Annotated in this window: 25 protein-coding genes; 6 read left to right on the forward strand and 19 right to left on the reverse strand. The window is 55.1% G+C overall.

Going from position 1 to position 23,628, the window contains the following annotated elements:
- Positions 1 to 223 precede the first annotated feature (223 nt).
- The 8 genes from B9Y59_RS06955 to pflB all read right to left on the reverse strand — a co-directional run bounded on the left by B9Y59_RS06955 (position 224) and on the right by pflB (position 8,567).
- On the reverse strand, positions 224 to 808 hold the full coding sequence (locus tag B9Y59_RS06955) for a hypothetical protein (RefSeq protein ID WP_085532585.1): 585 nt from the start codon (positions 806 to 808) through the stop codon (positions 224 to 226).
- Positions 768 to 1,760: a DUF6731 family protein gene (locus tag B9Y59_RS06960; RefSeq protein ID WP_085532587.1), complete on the reverse strand. Its 993-nt coding sequence runs from the start codon at positions 1,758 to 1,760 to the stop codon at positions 768 to 770. Before B9Y59_RS06960 ends, B9Y59_RS06955 begins: the two co-directional genes overlap by 41 nt.
- Before the next feature lie 456 nt (positions 1,761 to 2,216).
- On the reverse strand, positions 2,217 to 2,360 hold the full coding sequence (locus B9Y59_RS16165) for a helix-turn-helix domain-containing protein (protein WP_330395895.1): 144 nt from the start codon (positions 2,358 to 2,360) through the stop codon (positions 2,217 to 2,219).
- Positions 2,361 to 2,647: 287 nt separating this feature from the next.
- Complete coding sequence (locus B9Y59_RS06970; RefSeq protein ID WP_085532589.1) at positions 2,648 to 2,842, reverse strand: hypothetical protein; 195 nt, start codon at positions 2,840 to 2,842, stop codon at positions 2,648 to 2,650.
- A 568-nt stretch (positions 2,843 to 3,410) separates the two neighbouring features.
- Positions 3,411 to 4,820 carry an MATE family efflux transporter gene (locus B9Y59_RS06975; protein ID WP_085532591.1) on the reverse strand — a complete coding sequence of 470 codons (1,410 nt, stop codon included), beginning with the start codon at positions 4,818 to 4,820 and terminating at the stop codon, positions 3,411 to 3,413.
- Positions 4,817 to 5,266 carry a MarR family winged helix-turn-helix transcriptional regulator gene (locus tag B9Y59_RS06980; RefSeq protein ID WP_054322897.1) on the reverse strand — a complete coding sequence of 150 codons (450 nt, stop codon included), beginning with the start codon at positions 5,264 to 5,266 and terminating at the stop codon, positions 4,817 to 4,819. Before B9Y59_RS06980 ends, B9Y59_RS06975 begins: the two co-directional genes overlap by 4 nt.
- Before the next feature lie 276 nt (positions 5,267 to 5,542).
- Positions 5,543 to 6,328, reverse strand: coding sequence for a pyruvate formate-lyase-activating protein (gene pflA, locus B9Y59_RS06985; RefSeq protein WP_085532593.1), 786 nt, complete (start codon positions 6,326 to 6,328; stop codon positions 5,543 to 5,545).
- Entirely contained in the window at positions 6,315 to 8,567 is a 2,253-nt protein-coding gene (gene pflB / locus B9Y59_RS06990) for a formate C-acetyltransferase (RefSeq protein WP_085532595.1), read from the reverse strand. Before pflB ends, pflA begins: the two co-directional genes overlap by 14 nt.
- Before the next feature lie 786 nt (positions 8,568 to 9,353).
- On the opposite strand from pflB, the gene B9Y59_RS07000 reads away from it, so the two are divergent.
- The 6 genes from B9Y59_RS07000 (at position 9,354) to B9Y59_RS07030 (ending at position 15,264) form a co-directional block, all read left to right on the forward strand.
- Complete coding sequence (locus tag B9Y59_RS07000) at positions 9,354 to 10,040, forward strand: response regulator transcription factor (protein WP_085532599.1); 687 nt, start codon at positions 9,354 to 9,356, stop codon at positions 10,038 to 10,040.
- Positions 10,027 to 11,016: a sensor histidine kinase gene (locus B9Y59_RS07005; protein ID WP_085532601.1), complete on the forward strand. Its 990-nt coding sequence runs from the start codon at positions 10,027 to 10,029 to the stop codon at positions 11,014 to 11,016. Before B9Y59_RS07000 ends, B9Y59_RS07005 begins: the two co-directional genes overlap by 14 nt.
- Before the next feature lie 83 nt (positions 11,017 to 11,099).
- Positions 11,100 to 11,789, forward strand: coding sequence for an ABC transporter ATP-binding protein (locus tag B9Y59_RS07010; protein ID WP_085532603.1), 690 nt, complete (start codon positions 11,100 to 11,102; stop codon positions 11,787 to 11,789).
- Complete coding sequence (locus B9Y59_RS07015) at positions 11,786 to 14,368, forward strand: ABC transporter permease (RefSeq protein ID WP_085532605.1); 2,583 nt, start codon at positions 11,786 to 11,788, stop codon at positions 14,366 to 14,368. The genes B9Y59_RS07010 and B9Y59_RS07015 overlap by 4 nt, the downstream gene beginning before the upstream one ends.
- A 451-nt stretch (positions 14,369 to 14,819) precedes the next feature.
- The gene (locus B9Y59_RS07025; protein WP_054322892.1) at positions 14,820 to 15,059 is read left to right on the forward strand and encodes a helix-turn-helix transcriptional regulator; all 240 of its coding nucleotides are present in this window, start codon (positions 14,820 to 14,822) and stop codon (positions 15,057 to 15,059) included.
- Positions 15,037 to 15,264: a DUF6514 family protein gene (locus tag B9Y59_RS07030; protein ID WP_085532609.1), complete on the forward strand. Its 228-nt coding sequence runs from the start codon at positions 15,037 to 15,039 to the stop codon at positions 15,262 to 15,264. The genes B9Y59_RS07025 and B9Y59_RS07030 overlap by 23 nt, the downstream gene beginning before the upstream one ends.
- Before the next feature lie 671 nt (positions 15,265 to 15,935).
- On the opposite strand, the gene B9Y59_RS07040 is transcribed toward B9Y59_RS07030, so the two are convergent.
- From B9Y59_RS07040 to B9Y59_RS07085, 11 genes are read right to left on the reverse strand one after another with little or no spacing between them, the layout of a single operon-like run.
- Positions 15,936 to 16,595 carry a hypothetical protein gene (locus tag B9Y59_RS07040; protein WP_085532613.1) on the reverse strand — a complete coding sequence of 220 codons (660 nt, stop codon included), beginning with the start codon at positions 16,593 to 16,595 and terminating at the stop codon, positions 15,936 to 15,938.
- A complete protein-coding gene (locus B9Y59_RS07045) occupies positions 16,583 to 16,819 on the reverse strand; it encodes a hypothetical protein (RefSeq protein ID WP_054322888.1) in 237 nt (78 codons plus the stop codon). The genes B9Y59_RS07040 and B9Y59_RS07045 overlap by 13 nt, the downstream gene beginning before the upstream one ends.
- Entirely contained in the window at positions 16,809 to 17,090 is a 282-nt protein-coding gene (locus tag B9Y59_RS07050; protein WP_054322887.1) for a hypothetical protein, read from the reverse strand. The genes B9Y59_RS07045 and B9Y59_RS07050 overlap by 11 nt, the downstream gene beginning before the upstream one ends.
- Positions 17,074 to 18,315 (reverse strand): hypothetical protein, encoded by a 1,242-nt coding sequence (locus tag B9Y59_RS07055; protein WP_085532615.1) that lies wholly within the window; start codon positions 18,313 to 18,315, stop codon positions 17,074 to 17,076. The genes B9Y59_RS07050 and B9Y59_RS07055 overlap by 17 nt, the downstream gene beginning before the upstream one ends.
- Before the next feature lie 2 nt (positions 18,316 to 18,317).
- On the reverse strand, positions 18,318 to 18,944 hold the full coding sequence (locus tag B9Y59_RS15710; protein ID WP_158088970.1) for a hypothetical protein: 627 nt from the start codon (positions 18,942 to 18,944) through the stop codon (positions 18,318 to 18,320).
- Entirely contained in the window at positions 18,919 to 19,065 is a 147-nt protein-coding gene (locus B9Y59_RS15715; protein WP_158088971.1) for a hypothetical protein, read from the reverse strand. Before B9Y59_RS15715 ends, B9Y59_RS15710 begins: the two co-directional genes overlap by 26 nt.
- Before the next feature lie 60 nt (positions 19,066 to 19,125).
- Complete coding sequence (locus B9Y59_RS07065) at positions 19,126 to 19,893, reverse strand: carbohydrate-binding protein (protein WP_158088972.1); 768 nt, start codon at positions 19,891 to 19,893, stop codon at positions 19,126 to 19,128.
- Positions 19,890 to 20,555 carry a hypothetical protein gene (locus B9Y59_RS07070; RefSeq protein ID WP_085532619.1) on the reverse strand — a complete coding sequence of 222 codons (666 nt, stop codon included), beginning with the start codon at positions 20,553 to 20,555 and terminating at the stop codon, positions 19,890 to 19,892. The genes B9Y59_RS07065 and B9Y59_RS07070 overlap by 4 nt, the downstream gene beginning before the upstream one ends.
- A gap of 12 nt (positions 20,556 to 20,567) precedes the next feature.
- Positions 20,568 to 21,581, reverse strand: a complete 1,014-nt coding sequence (locus B9Y59_RS07075; protein WP_085532621.1) for a hypothetical protein — start codon at positions 21,579 to 21,581, stop codon at positions 20,568 to 20,570.
- Positions 21,582 to 21,592: 11 nt separating this feature from the next.
- Complete coding sequence (locus B9Y59_RS07080; RefSeq protein WP_054322880.1) at positions 21,593 to 22,747, reverse strand: siphovirus ReqiPepy6 Gp37-like family protein; 1,155 nt, start codon at positions 22,745 to 22,747, stop codon at positions 21,593 to 21,595.
- Between the two features lie 2 nt (positions 22,748 to 22,749).
- Positions 22,750 to 23,625, reverse strand: coding sequence for a phage tail family protein (locus tag B9Y59_RS07085; RefSeq protein ID WP_054322879.1), 876 nt, complete (start codon positions 23,623 to 23,625; stop codon positions 22,750 to 22,752).
- Positions 23,626 to 23,628 lie beyond the last annotated feature (3 nt).

Raw genomic sequence — 23,628 nt, forward strand, 5'->3', positions numbered from 1 at the left:
TGTTTCCCATCAGGCTGAGCCTGGACGCACTTCGCGTTCCGGGCTCAGCTTTTTGTTTTGCCTTTTCACTCACATTTGCAGCAGGCATCTATCTTGTCAGCATTTCCCAGATGGGTATTATATGAACGCCTACTTTTTCAAAGGCGGCTTTGCCGTAAGGGTGTGGCTGTGATGTCAACAGTAGAGAATGGGCAACAAGATTAGTAGTCTTGTTCCCCATTCTCTATTTTTTACTATTAATCATTCGATTATATATTTCATCAATTTTAGTTAAGAATTCCGTATCTTTACGGCTTTGTTCGTCAATTTCCGCAACAATAAATTTCAAATTTAACTTCGTTACTCTCAAAAGCATAACTAGAAATTTGATAAATGATATTGATGACAGTGTAGTAAAAACCAAGAAGAAGTTTGTATATTGAGCAAATATGTTGGGAATAAACACACAAAATGCAATAGTTATAAGAGATTCAAAAATTCCTAATGCAATTACTCCAAATAGTTGGCCTTCGATTTTATTTTTCAAGATTTCTTCATTAATTTTTGATGCCGAGGTCGCAAAAATCGACCACACACTCACATATATTCCGATCGCAATTGCTAGAAAACTAACTATTCCTGAACAGCGATTATCAGAGAAGTAGTACTCTATCGATTGTACTGCATTGGGATAATTCTTTGAAATAGTCATCCAAAGTATACCACATAAAATAGTAGTTAGTTCAATCTTAAAATTTCTTTGGAGGAGTATGCCTATATCTTTTATCTTATACCACAGGCCTTTCCTCCCAAGTTTCTTCGATTTCATATTCTTCACCTATATCAACTACATATTGAAAATGCGTTTGAACCTGATTATAATACTTTTCTCGTTCGTTTCTAAGTATTTCGTCCATATTGTTAAGAATATATTCAGAACCGAGCCGTGTGCCTGCAATTGGAAAAGGTATTTTTAATATTGCACTAGAATTTTTGAGCTTTGCTATATCGATTTTTTCAGCTGGACTATTTCGGTAATTAACTGTGATTTCATGAATACAATTCGAGTCCAAATTTATTGACTGCAAAAGATCCATTAATGCCCCGATATCCAAACTCGCTTTTTTCTTTCGACCTAATCCAAGCGTCAGTGTAAAAGTGTTTGATTCTAAAGTCTCTTTGGAATAGTCTAGCATAGCTTTTAAATGCTCTTGAATTCCAACATTTTCATGCTCTTGGCTGGTCAAAAAGTCATTCAAAGGTCTTCCAACATTTAAAGATATAGTTATGCTACGAGCCTCTTGAGCATTTCTTATTTTTTCTAAGGAAATGTTTCTCATGATAGGAGTTAAGCGGATTTTAAATGTTGCATCAGGAGGAAGATACGAATTAAAATAGTCCTCGATATCATTATCATATGGTCCATCTTGATTTGTAGAAATCAATGCAATATTATATCTTTTGTGATAAGCAAAGGAATTAACATCAAACATTTCTTGAGGTATATCAACCAGTTTTTGCGTAGTAGGGTCACTTCCGTATGGCTTATTTTTCTCTTTCAACTTTCCGAGCGGTACAACCAGATAGTCACGATTCATTTGATTCCATTCATATGCATGAACTCTCATAATTTTCCCATTGATTCTTCGAATCACATTTACTGGGGTACGAACAAGAATATCTTCAATCTTTTCCAAAAAAGATATAATGCTTCTGTTTGAAACTTCATCGCCGTTATTCGATTCAAAAGCAATAGTATACGCCTTCATATAATTTCCCATTCTTGTCCCCCCACTTTTGATAAGATATTTAATATATTATATCATGAGGGAATATGTAGTACAATGGCGATGTTGGCAGCATATTGCAAACACCGCCATTGTAACCTTCACTTGTCTTTACTAATCTACTTTCTTATGTATTTTTTACCGCATAATACTTCCGAATCTCTGGCACTAAAAACCTTGCAAAAGATTCTATGATAGACTGCGAAAGCTCAATGTCATAATCACTCCGCAAAGGCTTATTATTTATCTTGGTATGAGTTTCTTGATATTCAATTTTCAAGATGCAAAATTTCTTTCTACGGTTTCGTCCGACAGCATTTACCGCTGATGGATGTTACGCAAGAAAGGTCGTAACGGCATGTTTGGCAAGCGTTACCGTTGGAAAGGGAATGTGGTTAATCCAAATGGAACTGAAAGATGACCGCCACCCATTTGCTTTCCAGCCGCTGGTTATAGATTGTAGTCGAGGTGGAGCCGGCAGATGCCCAAGGAATCAAAGCATGTCCGCATAGACAACACGGCCATGTAGCCGGAATAATGCCGAACCACCCGTGCTACTGCGTCAGGATCGCCATTGACTGCGGCGGTAATCACCGCCCTTGCTTCACATTGCTGAATCGTTCCGCACAGGTCCCCTCAGAATAGCTGGCCATCCGGCAGACTTCTCCGAAGGTATCCCTTCCCCGATATGTCCATATACGCCGAATGCTTTCTTCATAAGGACACGCTCCTTTCGGTTTCCCCGGTTATCGGATAAAACGGATTTACGGCCGGTGTGGAGGTGCTTTCCAGCGCCAACCGATAAGCGGCCTCTTCTTCCAGAGTTCGACCATGTTTGTGTGATTAACCGTTGTTCCATCCTTTTGGAACGTGCCGCGCAACTACATGATATAGGTTCCAGCCTTAGCCAGCATATCATCCGTCAGGATGACCCCAATCCCTGTTTTCATGGGTTGCAATCGAGTGATGTTGAGATCACCCCCTGCCTGTACCAGCATGTCCCAATCCCACCCATCGGGTATATCGCCGCTGACGGTCAATGTTGCGCTGCCATTGTCATGCTGATGGGCGATCATCTCCCCCGATGCTTTACGTCCAGTCTTTCCATTCGATCATTTTCTGCTTCCATCTGTCGCAATTCGGTGATTAAGTTTTGTCGATAACCTCTGTTGGGTTACCCTTCCCTTCTGCCATCCCGGTCTTTCTTTCACTTTTTTCTTTTAGGAGCAAATAGAGCGCCTCTTGATTCACAAGGCAAGGACGTTCGGGCCAGATACGGCAGAAGTGGTGCCCCGGCAACACATAGAAAAATCGCCCTCGAAACGGAGGGCGATTTCCTGAACTCGATGCTTTAGAGGAGATGGCGCACAGAATTCCAACCCCCAAATCTCCCTTTATGTTTCTACAAACATGGCGGTATAGGAAAGCTGGAAGGCACTTTCTCCTCTTTCTAAGGAAAAAAGCATTGTATGGATACAAAAGGGCATTTCTGCCGGAAGCACGAACCAGAACGTCCCGCTCTGGAAACGGCTTTATCCCTTATTGAAACGTTTTTTCAAGGTGTTCTCTTTTTACGAAACGGAGACATGAAAAGTTTAAGATAGAAAGGCCGTCCATTTTGGCTCGTTCAATCGTGTCGGAACATCATCCTTCCTTTTGGCAATTTTCCAAAGGCGAGCATTCTTGGACGGGTTCTGCAATTTGCCGCAGAGCTTTTTTGAATTGGAAGGTAAAAAGAACCGCTGTAAAACTGACGGCAAAGAAATCTGCAACCGGTTCCGCCATATACACCGCTGTGGTTTGATTGGACGAGAACAGCAGCGGCAGAAGATAGATTAGAGGGATCAACAGAATGAATTTGCGCATCACCGCGACCAAAATAGAGGCTTTTGCATTTCCCAGGGATGTAAATGTCATCTGGCAGGCAATCTGTACGCCAAACAGCAGCAGGCAGGCCATATAAATGCGCAGGGCGGTCCCTGTGAACTCCAGCAGGGCAGCGTCCGAGGTAAACATGGCGGCAAACCCCTGCGGGAACAGCATCACAAGCGCCCAGAGCAAGGTGGAATAACACAGGCTGGCCTTCAACAGCAGCTTAAAGGCCGCCTTCACCCGCCCGGCGTTTTTGGCGCCGTAGTTGTAGCTGATGATCGGCTGCGCCCCCTGTCCAAGGCCCTGTAGGGGGAGCATTGCAAACTGCATGACACTGGTTAAGATCGTCATGGCGCCGACCGCGATGTCCCCGCCATATTTCAGCAGAGAGGAATTGAAACAGACGGAAATCACGCTCTCGCTCGCCTGCATGATAAAGGTGGAGAGGCCGAGGGCGAGGCTCGGAAAAATGATGTTGGCTTTTAAGCGCAGGTTCTCCTTCCGGATCTTCAGATGCGTCTTTTTCCCAAACAGGAACGACAGCACCCAGGTACAGGATATTGCCTGCGACAGAATGGTGGCGAGCGCCGCCCCCTGCACCCCCATGTTCAGTCCAAAGATGAAGATGGGGTCCAGAACAATGTTGGCAACCGCGCCGATGAGGACTGAAAACATACCAGTCTTTGCAAAGCCCTGTGCAGTGATGAAAGCATTCATGCCCAGGGTCATCTGCACAAAGATGGTGCCGACGGCGTAAATGTTCATGTAGCGGACGCCGTATTCGATGGTGTTTTCACTGGCGCCAAAGGCCATCAGGAAATCCCGGTTCCAAAGAAGCAGGGCGGCAGTCAAAAGAAGCGAAACGATGATCTGCACCAAAAAACAATTTCCAAGCGTCCTTTCTGCGGATGCATGGTCGCCCCTGCCCATGAAGATCGAGGCCCTTGGCGCCCCGCCAAACCCGACGAACGCGGCGAAGGCAGTCACGATCATAATCAGGGGCATACAGACCCCAACGCCGGTCAAGGCTACCGCCCCTACCTCCGGGATGTGGCCGATATAGATGCGGTCCACGATGTTGTAAAGCATATTGATGATCTGCGCCAATACGGTGGGAAGGGCCAATTTCAGCAGCAGCTTGCCGATCGGCTCCCTCCCCAGGAAATCTTTCTCTTCGTTCATTGCTTCTCTCTCCTTGCGATGGCATTTTGAGTGTTGACGATGATCTGTTCATTGACCCGGTCAAAGAGTTCCAATTCTTCCTTGGACAGCCCAAAGAACAGTTCCTCATGGAACTGCTGAAAGAGTTCTTTCAGCGATGCTGTGATCGGTTGGGCGGCCTGCGTCAGAGACAGGTGGATTTTCCGGCGGTCCTCGGTGTCCTGCCTGCGCTGCAACAAGGATTTCTGCATCAAGCTTTCCACCGCCTGCGAGACGTTTCCCTTGGACAGCATGCGCAGCTCCACGATGTCGGCAGCCGTATCCTTGCCGGGGTTGTTGTACAGAAAACTGATAATCGTCGCTTCAATCAGCGAGAGCCGGTATGTTTCACAGATCCCCTTGAGCATGCTCTCATGCAGCTTGATAATCCGGCGGATGTTGGTCAGGAAATCGGTCGGCCGTTTCATGATGGGCCCCTCCATTCTCGATGAATAGTTCTAAATAGAACGGTTCTACAAAGAACATTATAGATCGAAATTTGAGCCCGTCAAGGGAAGCCGCCGGTTTTTCATAATTTGTTCATATTTGTAGGCCTTTTCCGAAGACGATTCCCTGAAAAAAGGATAGAAAAAAGCCGCGGCGGGGTTCGTTCCCCACCGCGGCCTGCGGACTTTTTAAAGCCGTTGAATGGCTCTATCTATGATTGTTCTAGGAGGTTTCTATGTCCCTGGCAAAAATGAAGGTCAGGCGCGTTTTTTCCCGGCCGTTCCGTGCTGCCTGTTCAGATACCGGCTGACCTGCAAAAGCTCTTCCGCCCGCTTGACTTCCTCGTCGGTGGGCGTGCGGACCCCCTCCAACGGATAAGGGATGCCGAGTTCCTTCCACTTAAAGGTCCCAAGCGTGTGATAAGGCAACACTTCCACCCGCTCGACGGTGCGCAATGTTCCAATAAATTCATTCATGCGCCGCAACCCGTCCTCATCATCGGTCAGACCGGGTACCAACACATGGCGAATCCACATTGGCGTATTGTGATCGGACAGATAGCTCGCCATGTTTCGAATATTCTGGTTGCCGTGCCCGGTCAGAGCGCGGTGCTTTTCCTCATCCATCTCTTTGAGGTCGAGCATCACCAGATCGGTATACCGCAGCAGCGAATCGAACTGCGTCAAAAACAGCAGGTCATAGCGGAACGGCTGGCCGCAGGTGTCCAATGTGGTGTGGACGCCGTGCGCCTTTGCCTGACGGAACAGCTCGGTCACGAAAGAGAGCTGCACCAAAGGCTCGCCGCCGCTGACGGTCAAGCCGCCGTTTTTGCCCCAGTAGCGCCGGTAACGCCAGGCGCGGTCAAACAGGGCTTTCGCGTCCCATTCCTCGCCCTTCCGTGCGTCCCAGGTTTCCGGGTTGTGGCAATATTGACAGCGCATGTGACACCCCTGCAAAAAGACCACAAACCGAACCCCCGGGCCATCCACCAAACCAAAGGTTTCCAGCGAGTGAACGCGGCCCTTGACATCACATGCGTGCATGGCACGTACGGGAAATGACGTCCATCTGCTGCTCGCGGGTCAGGTCGATAAACTTGACCGCATAGCCGGAGACGCGGATCGTAAAGTTGGCGTATTCCTCCTTCTCCGGATGCTCCATCGCGTCCATGAGCTTCTCCTTGCCAAAGACGTTGACGTTCAGATGATGCGCCCCCTGGTCGAAGTAGCCGTCCATGACCTGCACTAGGTTGTCGGACTGTTCCTCTTCGCTGTGGCCCAGGGCGTCGGGGTTGATGGTCTGGGTGTTGGAGATTCCGTCCAGCGCCCAATGGTACGGCAGCTTGGCAACCGAGTTCAGAGAAGCCAGCAGGCCGTTTTGCTCTGCGCCGTAGCTCGGGTTTGCGCCCGGCGCGAGAGGAGCGCCCGCCTTACGGCCATCCGGCATGGAGCCGGTCGCCTTTCCGTAGACGACGTTGGAGGTGATGGTCAGGATGGAGGTCGTCGGCTCGGAATTGCGGTACGTATGGTGCTTTTTAATCATCTCAAGGAAGGTCTTGAGCAGCCAGACGCCGATCTCGTCGGCGCGGTCGTCGTCGTTGCCGTATTTCGGGAAGTCGCCCTCGGTGATGTAATCCACCACAATGCCGGTCTCGTCGCGCACAGTCTTGACCTTGGCATACTTGATCGCGCTCAAGGAATCGATGACGTGGGAGAAGCCCGCGATACCGGTGGCAAAGGTGCGGCGCACATCGGTGTCGATCAAGGCCATCTCGGCGGACTCGTAGTAGTATTTATCGTGCATGTACTGGATCAGGTTCAACACATTGACGTACAACCCGGCCAGCCAATCCATCATGGCCAGATACTTTTTGACCACCTCGTCGTAATCGAGGTACTCGCTGGTGATGGGCGCATAGGCGGGGCCGACTTGCTCGCGGGACTTGACGTCCACGCCGCCGTTGATTGCGTACAGCAGGCACTTTGCCAGGTTGGCGCGTGCGCCGAAGAACTGCATCTCCTTGCCGGTCTGGGTTGCGGAAACACAGCAGCAGATGGAGTAATCGTCGCCCCATACCGGCTTCATCACGTCGTCGTTCTCATACTGGATGGAGCTGGTGCGGATGGAGATCTCCGCCGCATACTTCTTGAAGGGAGCCGGCAGCGCGGAGGAATAGAGCACCGTCAAGTTCGGCTCCGGGGACGGGCCCATGTTTTCCAGCGTGTGCAGGAAGCGGTAGTCGGTCTTTGTGACCATGGAACGGCCGTCCATGCCGATGCCGGCGACTTCGAGCGTTGCCCAAACCGGGTCGCCGCTGAACAGCTGGTTGTAGCTGGGGATACGGGCAAACTTGACCATGCGGAATTTCATCGTCATGTGGTCGATGATCTCCTGGGCCTGGGATTCTGTCAGGATGCCGCGGTCCATATCGCGCTGGATGTAAATATCCAGGAAGGTGGAGATGCGGCCCACGCTCATTGCAGCGCCGTTCTGGGTCTTAACCGCAGCCAGATAGCCGAAATACAGCCACTGGGCGGCCTCTTTGGCGTTGGCGGCCGGCTGGGAGATGTCGTAGCCATAGAGCTCCGCCATCTTCTTCATATCGCGCAGGGCCTGAATCTGCATGGCGATTTCTTCGCGCAGGCGGATCACGTCATCGCTCATCGTGCCGTCGCCACAGTTGTTAAAGTCGTTCTTCTTTTCCTGAATCAGAAAGTCCACGCCATACAGCGCCACGCGGCGGTAATCGCCCACAATGCGGCCGCGGCCATAGGTGTCCGGCAGGCCGGTGATAATCTTATTGTGGCGTGCGCGCTTCATCTCCGGGGTGTAAGCGTCGAACACCGCCTGGTTGTGCGTGCGGGAATATTCGGTGAAGATCTTGTGCAGTTCCGGATCGGGCTCATAGCCATAGGTCTGGCAGGCCTCCTCCGCCATCTTGATGCCGCCAAAGGGCATGAAGGCGCGTTTGAGGGGCTTGTCTGTCTGCAAGCCGACGATCTGCTCCAGCTCCTTGCCATCCTCGCAGATGTAGGCGGGGCCGTATGCGGTCAAGGTGGAGACGACATGGGTCTCCATGTCCAATACGCCGTTCTTGGCGCGCTCCTCTTTTTGCAGGGCCTGCAATGCGCCCCACAGCTTGTTGGTCGCCTCGGTCGGACCGGCCAGGAAGGAGGAATCGCCGTCGTACGGCTTGTAGTTTTTCTGGATGAAATCGCGGGTATTGATTTCTTCTTTCCAGATGCGGCCTTCAAAGCCTTCCCATTGTTTAAAATTGGTCATGTGCAACCTCCTTATATCGTTAGACAGAATATTCGCTTAGGTTAGCTATCGCTAACCGATCTATATCATACTAGGTTTATAGGAAAAAATCAAGAGAAATCTTATCAATTTTTGAAGCGAAAGCGCAAAACTTTTCTGGATTTTAGAGAGTTTTTCTGTAAAAATTTGCCTATTTCATAAAGGATGTTGCAACTGTTTCCGTGTTTTGTCCGCTTTAGCTGTTTGATCTTGACAAAGTTTTTATTGTCTGTTTGATTCTTCTGGTTAAAAAGGACGAAGCCGCAAACGCAACCCTTCCCGCCGGAAAACCCGCCCGACTGGGACCGTTCGGCCGAAAGCCGCTGGCTATACGCCCTTGACACATCTTCTGTTACAAGCCCTTCCCAGAGGACGAATGTAAAAGCCTTCACCCCTGCGCCCGGTTTCAGATGCAAAACCGCGGCCGCTATAAGCGCCCCAGATCCGGGGACGGCGGCCTTTCCTCCCCGGCAAAAGCGGGTTTGGTGCGAATTTCAGCTTGTTTTCTTCTGCGACACGAAGTATGATACGTTTATGCAGGCTTTGATTATAGAACATAAAGCAGCCAGTATCATTGCAAATTCGCAATAACGGCAGAAGCCAAAAGGAAATCAGAAAAGGGTGTCCCGAAAGGCCTGACGGAAGGATACCCCGTTTTTTAAAAACGCAGATATTTTTTCAAACAGAAAGAGGATGCCCCGTTCCTATGAATCCAACGATTCGTAGTTTGGGGGCACCCTCCGGTACACAAAGGAGGACAGGAGATCCATGAAACGAATATTCTTGGTGGAGGACGATTTGGAGATCGCCAAAAACCTGATGCGCCTGCTCCACGTGGAGGGGTTTGGCGTCGTCCATGCCCCCACCCAGCGGGCAGTAGCCTCTCTGCTGGCCGGTAATCCGTTCGATCTGGCGTTGGTGGACATCTCCCTGCCGGACGGAAACGGCTTTGCCGTCTGTACAGAAATCAAACAGGCGCAGGATATTCCGGTCATCTTCCTGACCGCCTCCGGCGACGAAGCCAGCGTTGTCACCGGGCTAAACATGGGGGCGGACGATTACATCACAAAGCCCTTCCGTCCGCGCGAATTGATTGCGCGGATTGGAAACGCCCTGCGGAAATCCGGCCGCGCCCCATCGGCGTTTCAACTTTATGGGCTTTGGGCCGATACCGCCAGCGGCATTGTAAAAAAGGATGGAAAAGAGGTATTCCTCTCTGCGCTGGAGTACCGGCTGCTGCTGGTGTTCCTCAACAACCCCCATCGCATCCTTACGCGGGACCAGCTGATCGACGAGCTGTGGGATGCAGCGGGCGAATTTGTCAATAACAATACCCTGACGGTCTACATCAAGCGGCTGCGGGAAAAAATTGAGGAAGACCCCGCCAATCCGCAGATCATCCGGACGGTCCGCGGCACTGGCTACCGGCTCGGAGGCGGCGATGTTTCGGAATAGAGAACTGCGGCGGTTTGCCGCTCTGTTTGTAGGGATTGCCGCTGTTGCCACTGCGGTGGGATTGGCCCTCCACCCGGCGGCCGGCGGCCTGGTCCTTGTCTCCGCCGCCGCTTTTGGCGCGGTTTTTTGGGGGTTTACCAGAGCCCGGTACCGGCGCATCGCAAAGCTTTCCGAACAGATCGACCGTGTGCTCCATCAGCCCGGCCAGCTGTTTATCAGCGAATCGGACGAGGGGGAGCTCTCCATCCTGCAAAGCGAGATTGCCAAAATGGTCCTGCGGATTCAGGAACAAAACGAGGCCCTCAGACGGGAGAAAAATCGCTTGGCGGATTCCCTGGCCGACATCGCGCACCAACTGCGGACCCCGCTGACCTCTGCAAACCTGACCCTGTCGCTCCTGAAAAACAGCGCCGGTGAAGCGGAGAGAAGGGCGCTTTTGCGTGAAACCGAAGAGCGGTTCCTTCAAATGGATTGGCTGATTACTTCCCTGTTGAAGCTTTCCCGGCTGGACGCGGGGATTGTGGTTTTCCAGCGGGAACGGGTCGATGTGCAGGATCTGATACACACCGCGCTTCGCCCCTTCTCGATTCCGATGGAACTGCACAACATCGCCCTGCGGGTGGACGTTCCCAAAGAAGCCGTGCTCTGGGGCGATAAGGGCTGGCTGTCCGAGGCCATGCAGAATATCCTCAAGAACTGTATGGAGAGCGCGGGCGATCACGGGTCTTTGGAAATCGCCTGTACGGATACCCCGCTGTACACGGAGATCACCTTCCGCGACAACGGCGCGGGTATCGAGCCGGAGGCACTCCCCCGCCTGTTCGACCGGTTCTACCGCGGGAAAAACACGGATGCCGCCGGATATGGGATCGGCTTGGCGCTCTGTAAGACCATCCTTGTCCGGCAGGGCGGGACCATCACCGCAAAGAACCATCCGCAGGGAGGCGCGGTGTTTTCCATCCGCTTCCCAAAGTGACGGATCTCTCACCGGAAAGTCACGCGCTTGTAAGGGTAACGTTCTATGATATGAGTAACCCACATGAAAAGGAGGCTCATAGAATGGAGTTTTTGAAGGTCGAGGACCTCTGCAAGGTATACGGCAGGGGAGAAAATCGGGTCGCGGCGCTGGACCATGTTTCGCTTTCCGTCGAACAGGGGGATTTTATCGCCATTGTCGGTTCCTCCGGCTCGGGCAAATCCACCTTGCTCCACGCCATCGCCGGCGTAGACATCCCAACGAGCGGCAGAGTGCTCCTCAACGGGCAGGATGTTTATGCCCAAAGCAGCGAAAAGCTGGCTGTTTTCCGCAGGCGTCAGGTGGGGCTGATCTATCAGTTCCACAACCTCATCCCCACGTTGGACGTGGTGGAAAATATCACCCTGCCCATCCGGATGGACCGGCGGAGGGTCAACCGGGAACGCCTGGAAGAGCTCCTGGAACTGCTGGGCCTGCAGGACCGGAGAAACCACCTGCCCAACCAGCTTTCAGGCGGACAGCAGCAGCGCGTCGCCATTGGACGCGCCCTGATGAACGCACCGGCGGTCGTGTTGGCGGACGAGCCCACCGGCAGCCTGGACAGCCGCAACGGGCAGGAGATCATCCGCCTGCTGAAAGAGAGCCACAGGAAATACCGGCAGACCCTGGTGATCGTCACCCACGATGAAACCATCGCCCTGCAGGCAAACCGCATCGTCACCATCGCAGACGGAACCGTGGTGCGGGACGAGAGGCAGGTGCCGCTGGGATGAATGTCTTTCACAAAGTCGCCCTACAGGGGTTGCGGCGGAACCGGACCCGCACCTTTGTGACCGTGGTGGGGGTTGCGCTGTCGGCCGCATTGATTACAGCGGTCGCCACTTTTGTCGTCTCCCTGCAAACCTATATGGTCAACGGCGCCATCGCAAAGTACGGGGATTGGCAGGTTGCGTTTGTGGACGTGGATTCCCCCTTCGCACAGGAGCAGGCCAAAGACCCCCGGGTGGCAAAGGTTGTTTCCTTTGAGAACATCGGCTATGCCATGCTCGACGGAGGCAAAAACCCCGACAAGCCATATTGGTTTATCGCCGGGTTCCGCGACGAGGCCTACAGCGCCCTGCCCCTCCAATTGCTCTCCGGCAGGCTCCCGGAAAACGGCACGGAAGTCCTGGTCCCGGCCCATGCCGCCGCCAACGGCGGCGTCCGGATAGCGTTGGGCGACACGCTTTCCCTTGCGGTGGGAACCCGGCGGGCGGGGGCGGAATCCCTCTGCCAACACGACCCCTACCGCTCTGGGGAAGAAACCCTGTCCCAGACAACGGAAAAAACCTATACCGTTGTCGGCATTTATCAGCGCCCCTCCTTTGAGGAGCACTCCGCCCCAGGGTATACCCTGATTACCACAGCGGATGCAGAAAATCCATCGGGGCGCCTTTGCGCCTTCGTCACGTTGGAAAAACCGGAACAAATCCACGCCTATGTGAAGGACGTTGCCGCGGGCCGCGCATCGATCAAAAACGACGAAGTGTTGCGCTTTCTGGGGCTTTCGGACGATACGCTGTTCCGCTCGCTGCTCTATTCGGCCGGCGGCATTTTGATCGCTCTGGTGATGCTCGGTTCCGTGTTTTTGATCTATAATGCATTCCATATCGCGCTGAACGAACGCACACACCAGCTCGGCATCCTCATGTCGGTGGGCGCTACGGAAAAGCAACTGCGGAATGCTGTGCTGTTCGAGGCGCTCTGCATCGGCGCGATGGGGATTCCCCTCGGCATCTTGGTGGGCATTCCCAGCATCCAGCTTGTGCTCTCGCTCGTGGCGGTAAATTTTGCAAACGTCCTATACGGCAACGTGCCCTTGACCCTGGTACTGTCTGCGCCCGCTTTGGCCGTTGCGGCGGCGGTCAGCTTGGCCACCCTTTTGGTTTCGGCCTATCTCCCGGCGAGAAAGGCGGCCAGAACCCCCGTGTTGGACTGTATCCGCCAGACCGACGCGCTTCAGGTGGAGGCCAAGGCTATCCGGACGGCAGCCCTGACAGAACGTCTCTTCGGCGTGGAGGGGACCCTTGCGGTCAAGACCTTTCAGAGAAATAAACGGCGGTACCGCAGTATTTTGCTGTCGCTCACCTTGAGCGTTGTGCTGTTTGTGTCGTCCAGCGCGTTTGGGGAGAATCTGAAGCAGGTTGCGGAAGAGGCAAAAGTCGTCACCGACTATGACATTGGTTTGAGCGTACAGGCGCTGGATGAACAGGCGTTTTACGCGCTATTTGACCAGTTGAAAACCACGGAGGGCGTCACAAAAGCCTCCTACCAGGCGGTTCTGGAATATTCATGCGCCGTACAGGCGGATGATCTCGCCGGGGAATTCCGGCAAGCGGCCGGCGAACCGCAGTCCAACGGTACAGTCGCCCTGCCGGTAGACATCCAGTTCCTCGATGACCAGGCGTATCTGCAAATCCTCCAGGAGCTGGGGTTGCCCGTCGGGGAGTACACCGGAGAGCACGCCCGGTTGCTGGCGGTCGCCAAGATGGAGGACGCCACCGGCCAGGCGGAAGAAGTCCGCCAGCTTCCAGACCTGTTTGCGAGCGCTTCACTGGAGGTGTCGGTTTTTCCAAAAGTGAATGGGCAGTCCGTGCCGGAACGGGGGCGGACGGTCGGCATCACCTGTGTGGAAAGGACGCTGCCGGATACGCCCCCGTATACGGGCGCCCCCGCGGACAGGCCGTATGTCTTTCAGATAATTGCCCCCTGGTCGCTCAAGGAGGCATTTGCCCCCGCCGGGCTCTCTGTGGACAGCAAGGTCGAGGGCCTGACGTTTCAGTCGGAGACCCCCTCGCGGTCGGCAGAGCAAATGCAGGCGCTGCTGGACGGCACAGGCCTTTCTGCGGACTGCACGTTGTACAACGTCGATGCAATGATGGAACAAAACCGGAACCTCCTGTTTATCGTGAATCTGTTCACCGTGGTGTTCGTTCTCATGATCTCACTGATTGCGGTTGCAAACGTGTTTAACACGATCTCCACCAACATCAAGTTGCGCCGGCGGGAACTCGCCATGCTCCGCTCGGTGGGGATGTCCGACCGCGGGTTTCAAAAGATGATGTGCTTGGAATGCGCCCTGTACGGACTGCGTACCCTGTTGTTCGGGCTTCCCCTTGCAGGGGGATTGTCCTGGCTGATCCACTGTGGAATGGTGGCCGGGGGTGCGCACGTGGTTTACCAGTTCCCGTGGGAGAGCATGGCGGTCAGTGTGCTCGGCGTGTTCCTTGTCATTTTCATCGCGATGCTGTACGCCGCAAGCAAGATCAAACGGGAAAACATCATCGACGCGCTTCGGGACGACCTGGAATAACCGGTAAAAAGGGCGGCGGCCGGGCGGCGAAAAGAGCCGGAAGGGCAGCGCGTGGGAACGTGTATTGCGCAAAACGCGCAGGAACCGTACGGAGGACAACCAGTTGCCTAAAAAGCAGATGGGCGTATCGCTCCTTTTGGGGGTGATACGCCCATCTGTTTTTTGCCCGGCCCGAAGGCGCCTTTTTCTTTCCGGGGCGGGCGATCAACGCCCGGCAAACGATCCCGTCCCGCCTGCTTCCCGCCGTCCTTTGCGGGGACGGCCCCGGCGGCCGGAGAACCGTTTTGTCCGGCTTGCCGGTGGAAACGATTTGTAGGCCGAACGAATTGTTGAGCAATTCCTTAATTCAACAAAATCGTGTGACAAAATTCGACAATGCTTACAATGTGCGCGTCCGTTCGTGTTCTCATTGGGGAGATTCGAATATTCTTCTTTTCAAGGAGGAATATTCATGTCATTAAAATCACATTTTTCACACGATGTCTTCCACGCCCGCACTGAAAAACGCAAGATGACCCAACAACAGGTGGCTGACGCCCTATGGATCTCTGTGCGGGAATATCAAAAAATTGAGAAAGGAGAACGGCTGCCCGGCACCCGGATTTTTCTTCGCCTTGTCTTTTTCTTTGAGCTGAATTTTGAGGATTACCGGGAGGATGCCATGAAAGATGTTCCAATATATCCCCTATAGAGAAACCCTGTTTTCCCCCTACATCGGGCTTTATCATTCCTATGGGATTGCCGCTCTGCTGTTTACGGACCTGGATTGGGAACTCCAGGCGTATGTCTCGGACATCTCCCCGGACGGTTCCTTCGTACTCGCGCTCGCACAGCGCTGCACCAGGGGCCAGCTGTCCCCCATCCATCTCCTGGACGTTGTTCTGGACGCCCTATGAGGGCCAGCCTTTTGTTTGGCAAGGCAGCACGGATTGGCCCTCGGCCGGGTCCTCCCATCCACAAAGACGTCCGCCGCACGCTTGACCAGAGCCGTCCCCAGGCGCCCTCCGGTACGGCATAGGAGGGGAGGAACCGAATGCGTGACGGGGGCCTTTCTGGGCCTTATTCCGGCCGTCCCCCGGTACAACATAAGAGGAATCCCCCAGATACTATTTTCCAAGATGTGCCGTCCCATCTCTGGAAAGGCACCAAAATCCGTGGATGAACCCGCCAGCGGCCGTCCCAGATTGGAATTCCCTCATCCCCCACGCCCTATGTTCCCCTCGCCTAGCGGGGCGGCCCGCCTCGAATTGTAGGCGCAGGATACGTTCGCCGCTGTGACCATCCAAAGAAAGGCATTCCTTTTTAGCATGTTCCGTCCCCATTTCAAGCCCCTTCTTCTCCCGGGAATCCTTGACAACCGGCATTTACAGTGCTGCCCGTCCCGCCCATACCGGGGCCAAGGGGAAACCCGGCCGGGTTTCCCCTTGGCCAGCTTGAGAACATTAAAAAGCTTCCCCAAGGGACGGTGCGCGGCTTGTACCATAGCGTTGGCGTGCTCGTCCTTTTTTCAGATTGGCCTGCCCCTTGCGACGGCATGGCGCCATTCGGAATGACGGCCAGAGGCGTTTTAGATTTCTCCCTCCGGGGACTGCGCGGGTTCCTGGCCGGTGGTGACAATCTGGTATGCAGTCCGGTAGTCTGCAAGCGAACCGGGGTGGTCGCCCAAATTTTTGAATATTTGTATTTTGTTTGTCCCCACGATTGTGGTGACGCAACAGGTCGGATTCGTCGACGTGACCGATAAAGTCCAATATGGATTGAGGCCATAGCTGGTGACGTGTACCAGGATCGCTTTTGGCTGGCCCGGATACGTGACCAGATTTACGTTTGCAATGGCACTCCCTTGCAGGTCTACAGGGTCCCACCAATTGGATTCCGAGATGTTTCGCTGGGTAAAGCTCCACGTATTATAGTCCAGGACGGAAATACCCGCGGTCCCGCCATCCTCTGTAAAAGTCAACAGGACATACATTTCGTTGTCGGCTTCCGCCTTTGGAATATCTGGAACCGTGCCGTCATTTCCCGCCTGCATCGTTCCCGTCACAAGCCCGGATTGGACAATCGCCTTTTTCCCCTCTGCAATGTCGGCAGCCGTCGCGTCTGTCCGGTTCCGCGCGGTCTGCCAGCCTTCCACGGCGGTGTCAATCTCAGCGCCGGTGTGCGCCAGGATATAGCGTCCGCCTCCCTGGCCGCCCGGCCCGGCGGCGCGTGTTGTCATGTCTCCCATGTTCTAAGACCTCCAATCGCTGCGTCAATTTCCACACCGGTATAGGGAAGCACACAGTCCAAACCGTCCGCCGTGTGCAGCACGGCTCCTGTGTTTTCATAGAGCACGGCCCCGGCGCTGTTTTGGAGCAGGCCGTACCATTCCACCCCCACAGCCAGATGAACCATGCTGCCGGCCGTTGTGGTCTGTGGGGTCAACTGCGCTTCTGTAATTCTAATGGACATCCACCATCACCCGCACCTTCCGCGTCTCCGGCGGCAACTCATATGTGATCTCCAAGGTGTAATTTCCAGTCTTCTGCGGCTCAATCAGCGCACGGATGCGGTTGCCTTCCACTTCACATGCGCCGCTCTGCTCGGCCTCCGCCGCCGTCTCCGGCGTGAGGGACCAGCTCGCGCTTGGAATGGTCACCTCGCCCTTTTGGGTGCTGCATACCTCCAACTCGACATACTTGTCCTCACCTAAAATCCACGATCGTTTATACACTGGCAGCACAGGAACACCTCCTTGTCAATTGCACTTCACAGCGGTCTTTTTCCAGATGGGCTGTTTGGCGTTCTGGCAAGAGCATCACCCGATAGGGGTCCTCCACCAAAAGCGCACAGATCGGACGGCCGTCCTGCAGGGAGAGCGTCCCTTCCCAATAGGCCTGTTCCCCATCCGCGTTCTCCGCCCAGATTCGAACTTCATAAGCCTGGCCCGCCCCGCCGGCCGGGACCAGCGCCTGCCAAATATCCGGCCCGGCCTTTTCAAAGGTGAGGTCGTGCTGGCCAGCTCGTCCCCACACCGCTTCGGCTGTTCCCCCTGCAATCTCCACACAGATCACATGCGTCTCGCCCGCATCCTCGGGATTGGCGGAAATCGAGACGCGGGCAATCTGTAGGGAGGCTTCCTGGAACGTCCCCCGGAGGACGGCCAAAGCGGTCCATCCCGCGCGGTCCTCCGCAGTTACCAGTAGGGTATTTTCCCCCTTCCGCAAGGGGACGGTTCGGCTCCACGCGCCGGAGGGCCCGGCTGTCACCGCGCCCTGCGCGCTTCCGTTCAGGGTCAGCCGGATGGTCACCGGGCCGCTGGCGGCGTCGGTGGCCGTCCCGGATACCACCAGGGGCCCCTGCTTCGCAACAAAGCCGTCCTGGGGCTGTGCAACGGCCAGCACAGGGGGCTCTGTGTCGGTGGTAAAGCTTCGCGATGCCGCTTCCGCCTGGTTGCCGTCGTGGTCGGATACCGCGGCCGAAACCGTATGGACGCCGTCCTTCAGGGCGCTCTGGGGGACGTAGGAGACATCATAACCGCCTTCCACTGCTGTGACAGACATTCCCGGCGCGCGGCTGTCCAACACATCGCCTTCGTCCAGGCGAAGCTGGAAGGTCTCCACAGCGACGCCGCTGCCGGTATCGCGCAGTTGCAGGGCTACCACCGGCTTCGGGTCCGCCAGATAGGCCCCAGCCTGCGGTGAAAGGACGGCAACGTTGGGCGGCTCGGTCTCCTTGACAAACAGCCGTAGAGAGGCGCCGAGCGTTCCGTCGGAGGAAGCGTCGGCGGTGCTGCTGTTCCCTGCGCCGTCCGAAGCCGTCACCGCGACGCTGTAGAAATGCCCTTCCTGTCCATAGGAGGATTCCTCCGGAGCCTTGCACTCCGCTTCCCATTTCCCGGTTGCTTCATGATAAGCGAGGGCGTATGTCTGCCCATCAATGCGCGCGGTCACACTCGTTTCAGCCATCGTCATCCCTCCGTAGGCCCGCGGCTCTGCACGCGGGTTACCGCTTGAAATGCGCCGTTGCTCGCCAGACTCACCAGGACGGCGTTGAGCGGCACCAGCGCCCAGACGGTCCAGGGCTGGGTCCATCCGCCCGTGGCTGCGGTTGTGACGGTCAGCAACAGCGCCGCCAGGATGTAGGAAAGCCACTGTGTCGGAAGCTTTCCAAAGGAGCGTTTGAGCAGTTGGGTGCACAGCCCGGTACAGGCCGTCGCCCCTGCAAAGGTCGCCAGGCTCTCCCAGCTCCAAAATTGATTCAAGTCCATCAAGTTTCCTCCCATCAAAACCGGGCGGCTGTCGCCGCCCCCACTGGGCCCGCGGCGGGCGCTCCGGGCCCTTCGGCGAACAGCGTCTCCCGCCATAGGTTGGAACGGGCAGCCCATTCCGTCACCTTTCGCCGGATCTCCCGGAGGTCCGTTTGTACACCGGGGCGTTTTCGATTGTGCGGCCATGGCGGCCGCAAAGCGGCGCATGCTTTCCGGCCGGTCCCGGCGACGGCGGGCGGGTTTGGCCCGGTCCAGCGCCTGGATTCCGATGTTCGTCTCCGAATCCAGGCAGTCCTCCGCTTCAGGTGGAGAGCACCTGCGGCCCATGCGGGCATTCCCGCCCTTTTTCCGTTCGCCCAAAGCCGGGGACCGGGACGCCTTCCACGGCGGATTCCCGCCATTGCCTCTGAAAGGAGAGGGAATTGAAACCGCTCCGTTTCTCCGGCACACTCCCCTCCTCCCGCCACAGCCTTATGCCGGGCCGTTAAGAGCGCTGTGCATTCCATCCCTATAGATTTGCCCCGTCCGGGACCTCGGTCCAGCCGGAGACGCCCGGTTCCCAAACATTCGCCTCTACGTTGCTAATCCAGTGTTTCCCGTTGTGGCTGACCTTTGCGCCCTTGGAATAGGCGTCCGTGCTTCCGGCAGGCTGTCTCCATTCCGGCCATTCCACCGCGGGGTCATCCATCCTTACCCAAAGCGAGGGCGCAGTATCCGGCCTCCAACTGTCCTGCGACGTGTGCCCGGTCAAGCAGCGATACAACACGCCGCCGTGCTGCACGCGCTCTCCCTCTGCATACGCATGGCCCCCGCCATCCCAAAGGGGGAACATCCACGCGCGTTCATATGCCTGCTCATCGGACAAGTCCGCCGCCGCTGCTTCGATCTGCGCCCGCTTGGCTTTTGCTTCGGCAATCAACGAATCACTAGGTGTATCACCAATCATAATGTCAATAGCTTGCGCTTGCATTTTGTTTTGTTTCACAAGTTGTGCCTCGACAGCTGGAACATCCTGCGCCATAACGATGCTGATTTGACCAAATTCATAGATACTGCGGACGAACACCGTGTACCCTTTAATCGGAGTTCCATTATCTATTTGCATAGTTCGGATCTTCTCTTGGTCGATAAATACTTCTCGTAGTTTCGCATCCTGGTATTTGCTGCCGTCAAAAGCAAGACAGATAGCCGCACGACGCTGGTTATTAATATACTCTGTTACCTCCCGTGCTCCCACCAGTATCAAACTTGTGTTGTCTGCAAATTGTAAATTCATTCGCTCCATCTCCATTCTATCGGATGTTTGGCAATTAGTGTATCTTTCGGATTTTGGGACAGTTCGAAGTACACTTTTGCGTTGTCATATCCGGAACTATTGCTCATAGTTCCCCTAAAACGAATGCTGTTTATTTCCATTGCTGCGTCAAGTACCAGTTCATAATCTTTTTTCAATGTAATGGAATAAGGGGATTCGTTTGGAAAGTCCGCCGCTTCCCGATGTTCCGACAATAAGAATTTAGCTCCATTATTTATTGATATAGACGCCGTACATTCATATGCTATATTTCCTTTACCAAGCCTATCAAAAACTATAATTACATTTTTAAAAACAAGTTTATCCCCTGCCTTCGCTTGAATCTTAGGTCGAAAGCTAAATGACATCTGTGCAGTGTCTCTAACCACTCTGCCATTTGCTACAATATTAATCTTCAAAGGGTCCGTTCTGCTTAAGTATGAATATGCTTTTTTTCCTGAGACTTGTCCGGTCATTGGCGCAGGAATTGTTTCTTTTATGTTTTCATATACCAACCGACTTACTTTATCTTCCCCCGTATGCCACCCCTCTGCTATTTCCCGTACCACATTGTCCGGTGTGGTAACCATAATCGAGCTTAATTCCTTCAAAACGTTGCTGCTGTCCGGAACATAAATCGGCATTTATATCCCCCCTTATGCCTCATATACGAACGTAATACGTCCAGCCGGTGCGCTGGTTGGTTCCTTATCGGCTACCGCAAATGTAAAGCCGTTGACACTGGATGCATCCGCAGACCAGCCCGACCAATGCCATCCGCTTGTATCCTTATAGGCTAATCCTGCATATTGAACAACTGCCTGAGTTCCTCGTTTTGGGGTATATCGCATAGTAATAATGTTTTGATTACGCCTAATTACTTCCGTTAGGCCATATTCCGTAGGATAAATCTCGGAACTCCTATCTCCAACTGGATAAATTAAAAGCGAATCATCCGGCAAAGCTTCACAAATCTCTTCGATGGTTTCGCTCCCCACTTTGAGCCCGATCTGACTTAAATCGGTATAGGTTTTCAGCTGATGGTCGCTCTTCTCCGCCTTTCCATTCCACGCCTCTTTTTCCTTCTTCGTCACGTGGATGTCCCCGTCCTCGATGTGCTCGGTAAAGGGGCCGAGGAATTGGTTCAGGTCCTCGAAGTCGCTCATGTCCAGGGTGTAGAGCCCCTGGCAGATGCCGCAGAGTTCCGCATCGTAGCGCTCATCCGTCACGGTCTCGACCTGTAGGGCGTTGGCCGGGATGTACAGCTGTGCGAGGGAGATGTCGTAATAGTTGTTGTTTCGAAGCAGCTTTGGCGGCTGCGGCGAAGCGGTGGCTTCGCCCTGCAAGATCTGCGCCGTGATCGAGCGGACCTCCGTGCTCAGGTCCAGACGGAGCACCACCCGGTCGATGCGCGCGAACGACGTGCTCGCCGCGGGGACGGCCAACTCTTTGGCCTGTTCGGTCAGCCAGTAGGGGCGGCCGTCCACAACCGCTTCGCCCGGCAGGACGGACACCGCCAGCTTTTCCGTGTTTTTGGTGACCTTCAGGCGGTCGCCGCCCTGAACCACGCCGGTGGAGTAGAACAGCTTCATGAACTGCGCAAAATCCGCAGAGGAGTAGAGCCGTTCGTCGTTTTCCGTGGAGTCAAAAAATAACGATTTTTCTGCCAATGGGATTCCTCCTATCTCACTGTATTTTTGAGGCTTCGGATGACGCGCCCCAGATGTTTCGGCGCTTCGCCGAAAGTGATGTCCACGCCGTAGCTTCCCGCCTCATAGCGTTCGGTCACCTGTGCGATGCGCATGTCGGCAGCTACGCCGAGGTTGCGGTCCAGCACCGTCACCAGGTCTCCCAGGTCCCAGTGCCGGCGGTATTGGAACGAGCCCCCCTGCGGCAGAGTTGCGGTGAGGCTCTCGGTCCGGGGATAGTCCAGCAGCTTGTGCTTTCCCTCCTCCTCCAGGCTCATCGCGGTATCGCTTCCGACAATCTCCAGGGTTCCGCAGTCGATGAAGGTCTCAAAGCGTTCGAGGCCCTCCGGCTCTTCGGCGTTGTTTGTCACCTTGAGCACCGTGCGGTCCGCGCCCTCTCCGGCGCCGCCCGCATAGGCGAGGTTCCGGTGCCCCGAAACATCGCGCAGGTATTTTAGCGATTCGACGCTCTCGAATTCCAGGGCGAACACCACCGCGCTGTTCTCGGATTGCTGGTCTGTGCGGTCCACCCCGGGGAGTACGTCAAAGACCAGATTTCCCCCGTCGGGGTCCAGGTGGATGCCCCATCCCATGTCCGTGTATTCGCCCACCGCTTGCAAAACCTCGTCGAGCGGTTCAAACCGGCTCATCCAAACGGTCTCCATACCGCGCCCCTGGTCGGGCGCAAGAACCAGCAGGGGGATCTTCCGCTTGGGGTCCAACGGGTTGGCCAGGTGCCGGCCAGCGTAGGTCTTGAGGATCGTCTCCGCCGGAACGGGGTCCGGCGTCTGCCCGGCGGATTCCAGGGCGGGCACAACGTCATATCCGCCGTTCGCCTCGCCCTCCAGCGGCAGCGTTGTGCGCTGGCCGGCCAGCCCGTTCAAAGTCTGGCCGCGCACCGTCACGGTCACGCCGCCCTCGCCGTCGTCCTGTTCCACCGAGCGGATGATGCCGGCCCGCGTCCCGTCGGCGTCCAACAGGACCAGGTTGCCCTGGGCGAGCACGCGCTCATCCAGCTCGCCGAACAGATGAAACTCGAAGTCCCCCACCCCCTGCCAGAGCCGGCTGAACTGCAGGGAGGTGTACGCGTCGAACTCCCCCAGAAGCTCCAAGGCGGGTGAAAGGACCCGAATGCTCGGTATCTGCATCGTCACACCCCCGCATACCATTCGCGGAACCGCACCGTCACGCGGGCGTGTTCCGTCTCGTTGTCGCTCTCATACCGCAGTGCATTGACGCCGGGGACCAGCTGAAAGAAAGTGGAGCGCAGGTCGATGTATTGGAATGCATCCTCCGGCTCCTGCCCCGCGCGGAAGAGTTTGACGCTCTTTTCGCCGCGCTTGGTGCGGATCTGTAGGGTTTCCCCTTCCGCGAGGTCCCGCCGGACCTGGAAGCGCTCTCCGGTGGTCTCGTTGACCACGGCGGGATTGGTCGCCGGCCCCCGAATGGTGATCTCCACCGGGGCGGCCACAGAACCCGCGTTGGTCAGGCTGGTGCGGTTGCGCAGGGCCGCGAAGGAGATGGACGGCTTGAACTGAAACGGGAACCGGAATCCCCCGTCGATGTAGGCCATATACCCGCTCTGGGCGACGGTGTCCTCCCAGTAGGGCGACGGGCACAGGAAGCGCAGTTCGGCCCGGTTGTAATTCTGAATGCGTTCCGTAAAGCTCGGGGAGGACTGCGGAAACGCCGCGATGCGTTTGACCGTATAATCGTTGAAGTAGTAGAGCAGGCCCGGCTCCTGCCCGGGGGTCAGTTTCTTGATGAGTTCGAACCGCTTGCGGTACATATCCTTGCGGTCCTCGCCATCGACGTGGATGAAGCAGGTGACCTCCCGGCTCTCCGTGCGGATGCCGTGGACGAATACGCCGTCCACCCCGGGGACGCTGGAGGAGATCACGGTGGTCTCCGGGCCGCCGGTTCCCGTCACGCTGCCGATGATGTACGGCGGCGCAAGGGAGAACTCCACACAGGTTTCCGGAAGTTCCACATTGCCGCCCGGCGGCACATATACCATTCTCTGCATGTT

This window comes from Anaeromassilibacillus sp. Marseille-P3371, assembly GCF_900169665.1.
Lineage (GTDB): Bacteria > Bacillota > Clostridia > Oscillospirales > Acutalibacteraceae > Anaeromassilibacillus.